Origin of the sequence: Nocardia sp. NPDC051929 (assembly GCF_044548645.1) — a bacterium.
Taxonomy (GTDB): Bacteria; Actinomycetota; Actinomycetes; order Mycobacteriales; family Mycobacteriaceae; genus Nocardia; species Nocardia sichangensis.
Map to the genome: position 1 here is coordinate 1 of NZ_JBIUCG010000053.1, position 8097 is coordinate 8097.

Here is an 8097-nt window from a genome sequence, read left to right on the forward strand (position 1 = left end):
AACTCGGCGTAGGACAGACTCGTCCCCTCGAACGTCACCGCGGGACTGTCCGGAGTGCGCGCGACCTGCGCCTCGAACAGCGAGACCAGGGTCGCCGCCGGCAACGGATGCTTGGTGTCGTTCCAATCTACTAGCACCCGACGGGATTCATCGCTAGAAAGAATCTTCAGATCCCAAATCGGCAAATCTGCGCGCGCAGCAAGAAACGCCTTGAAATAATTTAGAAAGCGCGAATGCTGCATTCGCGCCTCATCCTTGGTGTAGAGGTTGGGGTTGGTCTCGAAGTCGATGCGATACCGGACGCCACCTTCGGACTGATACAAGTTGACAGCGAGATCCGGAACGTTACCGGTGGAAAGTATCCTTACCTTACCCACAGCCTGTCCGAGAATCAGACGGTCGTGGATCAGCATGATGTTCACCGACGGACCGAATAGTTCGGTTCGAACAGCGCCGACCGCCGTGTCGCGGCGGATGTCCTCGTGTCGGTACCGCTGGTGACGCAGCGCGCCGACGACCTCAACTTGGACCTGCTTGAGGAGCCCCGACACCGTCGTGTCGTGGCCCACGTGCAGCCGCAGCGGCACGATGTTCGACGACACGCCGCCCGAGCGGCGCATCGCCGCGGTGGTGCGCGCGGTCACCGGCAGGCTGAGAATGACGTCCTCGACGCCGTTCCACTGCGCCAGATACGCGGCGAAACCGGCCAGCAGCAGACCGGCGGGCGAGGAATCGTGCCGCGCGACCGCCGCGTCCAGCAGGGTGTTCTGCTCCTCCGACAGCGCGGCGCTCACGATACCGTTGATCGCCGCGCGCGGCGCGGAACCCCTCGCCAGGCTGGCGCCTTCCTCGAGCCCCGCCACCCGCTCGACCCAGTATTCCTTGTCGGCGACGAAGCGGGAGCTTTCCCGGTAGGCGATCTCCTGCCCGTAGATGGTATGCAGGTCGGTAGCCCTGGACGGGGTAACATCAGCGCCCTGCAGCAGCGCGGTGTAGATCTCCGCAAACCGCTTCAGCCAGGTCATCGCGCCGAAGCCGTCAAGCACAATGTGATGCACCCGCGTATACCAATACCAGTGTCGGTCCGCGAGTTGCAGGACCACACTCATTATCAGGCGGTCGTTAACCATGTCCAGCGGACGGCTGTACTCGGCACGCATCCAGGCGGCAGCCGCGGCCGACGGGTCATCCTCGGCCCGCAGATCGACGTAGCCGATATCGTCGGAATCCGGAATCGAGTAGTCGACGTACTGGAGCGGTTCACCGTCACGTTCGATGATTTGCAGGAAGCCCGAGCCGAACTCGCGCGAGGCAATGATGCTGGCTTCCCGCAGCACTGGCCGATCAATATCGCCGTCTACGTCCACGTACTGCGCGATACTGATCGGAACTTGCGGATCCATATGCTGCGCGAACCAAATACCCAGTTGAGCAGGTGACAACGGGAAGGCGCCGGACAGGCTGGGTTCTACCCCAGAATCAGCGTCTAGCCGTTCGCCACCAGCTACGCTGTTTCCGCCGAAATCCAGCCGATCCAACTTCAATCCTCATTCTATATCATACCATCGGATGAACCATCCCGGCTTTCCCGGCATCCATGCCCTTAATTCGACGGACCACTGTTTCGAGTTCCGCGCTCGACTGTCGAACCGACACATTTGAGCTCACAAGGCGTCACCCCAGGAGCTCGGCCACTTCTCGTCATGCCATCGCCAATATCTCATTTACCGGCTAAATCCCCGCCGCAACCTTGTGAGCCTTCGCCGACCCCGGATGATGTAGTGCCCGGCACATCGAGTCAGTGCAATCTGCGTTCAGCTAGCACAACTCCTGTACGGCAACTTATTCAGCCGCAGAACAGCACCCCTGACGCCATTCGGGGCATGGAATTGCATACCCGCAATTCAGGGGAATACGAATCAGCCCCTTCCTACTCTGCTCCTATTTGTCCTACGGGCAGATTCATCTTCGGATTCAGCCAACTCGCAACAGCCCACCAATCCGCTGCAGTCATTCGAGCGTCCACTGGTCCCAATGACTCGTCGTACTCAATATGCAGACTTCGACAACGATCCGTTATCGGCGGCAGCTCTTCCCTGCAGACCTTGCAATGCATAGCCATAAAATGTCGTCGCCTCCGGCCAATATTATCGGGCGAGTGTTATGCAGCTTTGCCATCACCTTCCGGCCAATAGTGTCTGTGAGTGCCACATTCACGCGCATCCAGGAAAGCGGTCGAGCCACGTACGTAGCCCCTTCCATCGTGACGATGCGAGTGTGGAGTGCGGATAGGTCAACAGGGCTGCATAGTGCCACAATCGAATTAGTTTCGTCGGCTGGCAGGGTGTCAGCGACAATCCACCGCAGCTTGGCCAATCCAGGGGCGGCCGCGGCGGCCAACGCACCAAGGATCGTCGTGCTGGTGAGTACTACCGACACCTTGGCGTCGGTCATAGCCTGCCGCAATGCCGCAGGTCAAAGACGAATTCGTGCGACCGCCGCCACGGCATCGGGACCGGTGCGATACCTGCGGTGAGACATCCGATAACTCCGGTGATGAAGCCAGTCCGGCCGGACACAGCAGCAGAGCGCGCCCATGGCGTGACCGGCGGCGGTCAGGTCGGCTGGCTCGCCGCGTTCATGGTAGGTCAGTTCGGTGACGGGACCATCGACCTGACCGGTCTCGAGATGTCGATAGGCCGCAATCTTCCGGTTGGATTGGGCATGTGCACGGAAGGGGCCAGGTCGAGTACGAACGTTCCATTCCTCAATTACGACTTGGAGATTCGGCGGGTGATTCGAACGACCAACGCGATCGAGTCGATCAATGCGCGATAGTCGGAATGCCCAGCTTTCCGCAGCTTTCCCGATCCACCCGGTTTCGGAATCTGCCGCTGCCGCACCGGGACCGACCGAAACGACCCGCCCTTCAACGACAACCGCATATGCTCCAGGAACCCATCGACACCGAAGCCGTGCTCGACATCGTCGGTGGTGACACCATCGATGCCAGGCGAGTTACGGCCCCGGTTGCCCGCGAGCCGGTGGAACGCCACTCGCAGCGTCGCCGGGTCGTGCACGAGATTGAACACATCATCGAACGGGCGACCGGGGTCGGCCACCGCCCAACGGTGCAGCTTGTCCTGCATCTCCGATACCCGCTGCCACGGCCCCTTCGGATCCGCGCAGCCGGCGCAGCCGTTCGGCGGCGCGTCTTTGGCAGCGTTGTCACCACATGCTTCACCCCTTCCCATGGAACCGCGTAAACCATTGCGCGACAGCAGGCTAAGGAACATTCGTGACCGGAATTGGTAGCCCCCCTGCATGATTGCGCCGGCCCGGCGCCCGCATCGCGATGGCATTGCTCGAAGCGTTGACCGCCGGCGAGGCCTTCATACGCGAGTCGATCTCTAGCCGGCAATTCTGTCGGAATAGCAGTCCTTGATCGCGCACAGATACAGCTCGCCCTCGCACCGCTTGGGTGCTTAGTGATATCGATGAGCCATCGCTGGTCCGGCGCGGTCGCGTGAACTCGCGCTGGACGAGGTCGTCATGAACCGACGGTCCGGCCTTAGTACGGCAACGACACTTGGATGAGTCGGTGCTGGTAGATCTGTGGTGTGTTGTTGGATCATGCTGTGGCCGAGCTGGATTCGTTGATGAGCCGGGTCGGTGCCCGGTTCGCCCGGTCCGAGCCACGGGCTCGGGCCCGGGAGTATGTATCGGGGCTGGTAGCGGGGTTGGAACGTAAGAACGGGTGGACTCTGGCCGAGCATGCCGGTGAGTCGGGACCGCAAGGGATGCAGCGGTTGCTTCGGCGAGCGGACTGGGATGTCGACGGTGTCCGTGACGACGTGCGCGTCTATGTCGTGGACCGGCTCGGTGATCTCGATGCGGTGCTGGCGGCTGATGAGACCGGATTCCTGAAGAAGAGAGTGCGGTCGGCCGGGGGTGCAGCGGCAATAACCGGGGAACGGCAGGCCGGACGGAGAACTGCCAGATCGGAGTGTTTCTGGCGTATGCGTCGTCGCACGGGCACGCGCTGATCGACCGTGAACTCTATCTGCCCGAATCCTGGACCATCGACCGCGAGCGCTGCCGGGCCGCTGGGATCGACGACGAGGTCGGGTTCCCACGAAACCACGGCAAGTGATCGCCATGCTGGAGCGGGCACCGGACGCCGGGGTGCCGTTCGCGTGGTTCACCGCTGATGAAGCCTACGGCCAAGCTGGCTACCTGCGTGAGTGGCTCGAATCGCGCGACGTGGCCTATGTGCTGGCTACCCGCTGTGACCAGCGGGTAGCCACCCGCGCCGACCGGATGGCCCGGGTTGACGAACTCGTCGCCGAGTTCGCGGCGGCCACCTGGCAACGTTTGTCGGTGGGCGCTGGCGCGCACGGGCCCCGCACCTGCGACTGGGCGCGCCGCCAGATCGACGGCGCCTGGACTCGCGGGCACTGGCTGCTGACGCGGCGCTCGATCAGCGACCCCAGCCACATCGCCTACTACCTGTGCTACGGGCCGGTCCCGGCTGGTCGATCTCGCTTTCACAGCCGGGTCACGGTGGCGTGTCGAAGAAGCGTTCCAGCAGGCCAAAGGCGAAGCTGGTCTCGACCACTACCAAGTCCGCAGCTATCGGGCCTGGTATGCCCACATCACCTTGTCCATGCTCGCCCTTTGCCTGGCTATCGTCGCCGAAAGCGATTGCCGCAAACGGGGATTCGCCGTGGACGGTGAAGACATGATCGCTCTCACGCTACCGGAGATCCCTCGCCTGCTCGTCGCCCTGGTCCTGCCCCGCCACCACGACCCCCACCACGTCTGGGCCTGGTCACGATGGCGCCGCCGACGACAACACCAAGCCCGTCTATCCCACTACCGGCGACGAGGCTACCCACTCACCTGAGTGTCGCTGCAGTATTAGGCGACCGCGTGACCCATGACCTCGGCTTCCTGTTCGAGTTGCCGGATCCGTCTGCGGGCCTCGCCCAGCTCGGTGGACTCGTCCGAGGTGGCGCCCGACCGGGCCCCATCTCCGATGTCCGCTCGTTTCAGCCAGTTCTTCAGGCAACTCTGCGGATGCCGAAATCCTTGGCGACCTGAGCCAACGGCGCTGCACCCTTGCGGGCAACCGCGACTACATCGCGACGAAACACCTTGGGGAACGGCTTGGGCATGATGACGATCCTTCCACTGCGAGGACCGAAGTCATCACGGATCAGGAGTCAACCGAACCGGGGAGCCTCCAGTCACCGCCATCGCACTGCGCCTCGGATCGGTCGGCACCGATACCGACATCCTCGACGATCAACTGCTCGACTGGTGTCCCGCGCCGTGGATTCGTTGCAGACGGGGGGTGAGTCGTTCGACGCCTCCCGCTTCCTTCCCCTGGTAGATCCGCTGTGCGAGGTCGTGGCGTCCTTCGACGAGGTTGGCCTGGACCTTGCCTCGTCACCGGTAGGTTTCGTCGTCGGCCATGTGGTTCGTTTGCGGTCGAGCAATGTTGAGGAAGATCTCGCCACGTATAAGGTGAGGAATCCACCGCCACCAACCGCTGCCACTAGATAAAAGTCGGAGCAGTTGATTCGACTCCCCCGTGCTGGTGGTTTCTCACAATGCCTGTGTGTGGGCGCTGTCGGGCATGCGGCCCGACTCGGATCGCGGGTGAAGCTGCTGTTCGAAGACCGCAACCTGACACCCGACCGGCACGGTAGTGCAGCGGCGCGTTGTCTTGCATCTGGCGACCGCTTCGCCGGATTGGGGTCCGCACCGTGATCACCGTCAAGCCGCCCGATGGATGTTCGCGCCGCTAATCATATGAGCCATCCTCTTGCTCGCCTATTGCACGCGACCGGCGGGCGAAGCGGAAGTACGCCTGTGTCTTCGACCGTAGTCATTGAGGAGAATTAAGTCGTACGTAGATTTTATAGACACACGTAGGTATTTCACTTCCCTGAGATATGGGCGGCGCCCCGCTCGAACCACTTCTGAAAAATCGATATCGGACTTGCGCAATGGCAGATAAGCGGCTACGATCCTCATCGTCCGATCGTTTGAAAGTAGGTTTACGCTCTCAGGTGCAGTGTCAGCGATTGCGGTCGGGAGCGACCCCTCATTGTCGGTGCGCACGGCGCATATAGTTGAGCGTTCGGAATAGCAGCGCCATAGGTCGAGAGGGTGACCGACCTCCTGTGCCGCCGCTGCGATCCCGCTGTTGGTGAGCGTGGAGCAAAAGCTGCAACTGTCGCCCGTTCCTAAATTTTGCAATCCTGCGAGCGTGGAAGGCCGGGTCCCATGGCACTCAAAGTGCTCCTTATCGATGACTTCGACAAGAAGTCGAAAGCCACGGAAAAGGTTACATTCGGTTTTGATGGAATTACATACGAGATGGACTTGTCGGAGGTTAATGCAGATCGGTTGCGCGGGATCTTTCACGAGTGGATTCCTTTCGCTCACAAGATCGGGGGAAAACGACGCGCTCGGAGGAGGAAGGGCTCCGACGAACTGAGCGACAAGAGGGTTTCGCAGATTCGCGCATGGGCTCGCCAAGAGGGCCATCCAGTATCCCGCCGAGGGCCTGTTTCGATAGAGATAATCAATGCCTACGAAGCAGCACGCACCTCTACGTCACCCCCTTTCCGGGAAATCCCCCGAATCATCGGCCCAACAGAGACACAAAAATAGACTCCTGAATCTGATCGAGACCGATCCTGCACGCTGGCACCCCGCTGAGAAGTTGTATCATGTCGATGCAATCCGTTGCTGGCGGGTCGAGACGGACTGTGTCACAGGACATTTGATCGTGTCAGATGAGTTGCCGAAGCGGTTGGTGCCCGACGAGTTGTGGGAGCCGGTGGAGCCGTTGCTGCCGGATTTCGTTCCGCGCACGCAGGGGTGGCGGTACCGCGCCGGTCGACCAGCCGGCGCTTTTCACCGCGGTGGTGTGCACATGCTCAGCGATTTGTGCGTGGCCGATGCTGCCACCTTTTTCGATCGCACCGCGCCGACGGCGCATCGCTGGTTCACTATCTGGACCGAGGCCGGTCTGTAGCGGCGTCTACATCGCGCCGTGCTCCATGAGCGGGGTATGGAAGGCTTGATCGACTGGTCGCAGGCGGTGATCGACGCGGCGTCGATGCGAGCCAAGGGGAGGTGATCGACCGCGCCGAGTCCGGTCGATCATGGCAAGTCTGGTTCGAAACTGCACGTCCTTCGGATCGGGCGAGAATTCCCTTGGCTGCAGGTAATCCTACTTCTGTGCCTTTGGACACTCGCCGTCGCTGACCTGCTTCAAGATACTGCCGGGCCCGGCACTGCGGCTCCGACCACTTGAACCGGCCACCGATCCTCGCTTGCCAACAAATAGACTGCGCCGCAACAACATTCATAACCACCTGAGCAAACCATCGGCACAACTGCCGTGCCAGCACTGAGCGCCGGATCCATCAGATGCTCCTCGCCCCGTTTCTGTCGACCGTCCAGTATATTGATGAAGGGTCAATTGAGCACTAAAAGCAGCCTCTATAACGTACGTAGGCCCCTCGAGCACGTACGCCTATCATTTTCGAGGTGATTGAGTGTACGGACAGATCTACCGGCCCGAGAACCGGGGCGGAGGACTTGCGCAATGGAGGATGCGGGGTTAATATTCTCGCCATCAGCTGACCTCCTCGGCAACGGCGGCGGATCCCAGAATCAATATCATCGACACGTTTCGAATCTCCTTTTCAATAATGGAGATTATGAGATGCGAAAGTTTCTCTCGATCACCCTGAAAGCGATGCGAGAAATTTCCGCAGTAGGTTACCGAGTTTCTGGATCTACCCGAAAAGGAGTTAGGCGGAGCCTCGTTTCAGGTGGAGTTCGCGGTTTCTTCTCTCCACTCGATCGATGGTCGGTCAGTAGATAGGTAGGCGTGGTCGAGTTGAATACTCGAGGAAGTCGATAGCGAGCGACAAGTGACTGATTCTGAGAGTGCGTCTGTCCCCGATGTACGGACGTTCGAGGTCCGCACCTTCGGTTGCCAGATGAACGTGCACGATTCCGAACGCTTGTCGGGTTTGCTGGAGGACGCGGGCTACGTGAAGGCCGCGCCCG

General features: G+C 60.9%; 5 protein-coding genes and 2 pseudogenes. 4 read left to right on the plus strand and 3 right to left on the minus strand.

Annotation, left to right across the window (positions count from 1 at the left end; translation table 11 throughout):
- On the minus strand, nt 1-1538 hold a 1538-nt coding region (locus ACIHAX_RS37455; RefSeq protein WP_397282404.1), incomplete at its 3' end, for a condensation domain-containing protein.
- A gap of 1233 nt (nt 1539-2771) precedes the next feature.
- On the minus strand, nt 2772-3326 hold the full coding sequence (locus ACIHAX_RS37460; protein ID WP_397282406.1) for a hypothetical protein: 555 nt from the start codon (nt 3324-3326) through the stop codon (nt 2772-2774).
- A 294-nt stretch (nt 3327-3620) separates the two neighbouring features.
- On the opposite strand from ACIHAX_RS37460, the pseudogene ACIHAX_RS37465 reads away from it, so the two are divergent.
- Nucleotides 3621-4745 (plus strand): annotated as a pseudogene (locus ACIHAX_RS37465) (IS701 family transposase).
- 181 nt (nt 4746-4926) lie between these two features.
- Here ACIHAX_RS37465 and ACIHAX_RS37470 read toward each other — a convergent pair.
- Nucleotides 4927-5177 (minus strand): annotated as a pseudogene (locus ACIHAX_RS37470) (transposase); the annotation flags it as partial.
- A 1117-nt stretch (nt 5178-6294) separates the two neighbouring features.
- Here ACIHAX_RS37470 and ACIHAX_RS37475 point away from each other — a divergent pair.
- The 3 genes from ACIHAX_RS37475 to ACIHAX_RS37485 all read left to right on the plus strand — a co-directional run.
- The gene (locus ACIHAX_RS37475) at nt 6295-6684 is read left to right on the plus strand and encodes an Lsr2 family protein (protein ID WP_364439987.1); all 390 of its coding nucleotides are present in this window, start codon (nt 6295-6297) and stop codon (nt 6682-6684) included.
- A 118-nt stretch (nt 6685-6802) separates the two neighbouring features.
- Nucleotides 6803-7051, plus strand: coding sequence for a hypothetical protein (locus ACIHAX_RS37480; RefSeq protein WP_364439985.1), 249 nt, complete (start codon nt 6803-6805; stop codon nt 7049-7051).
- A 907-nt stretch (nt 7052-7958) separates the two neighbouring features.
- Nucleotides 7959-8097, plus strand: a 139-nt coding sequence (locus ACIHAX_RS37485) for a hypothetical protein (protein ID WP_364439989.1), incomplete at its 3' end; no start/stop codon positions are given.

Coding starts and splice junctions, on each gene's coding strand:
- ACIHAX_RS37460 (WP_397282406.1), bottom strand. CDS start 3,326: ATGCAGGGGGGCTACCAATTCCGGTCACGAATGTTCCTTAGCCTGCTG.
- ACIHAX_RS37475 (WP_364439987.1), top strand. CDS start 6,295: ATGGCACTCAAAGTGCTCCTTATCGATGACTTCGACAAGAAGTCGAAA.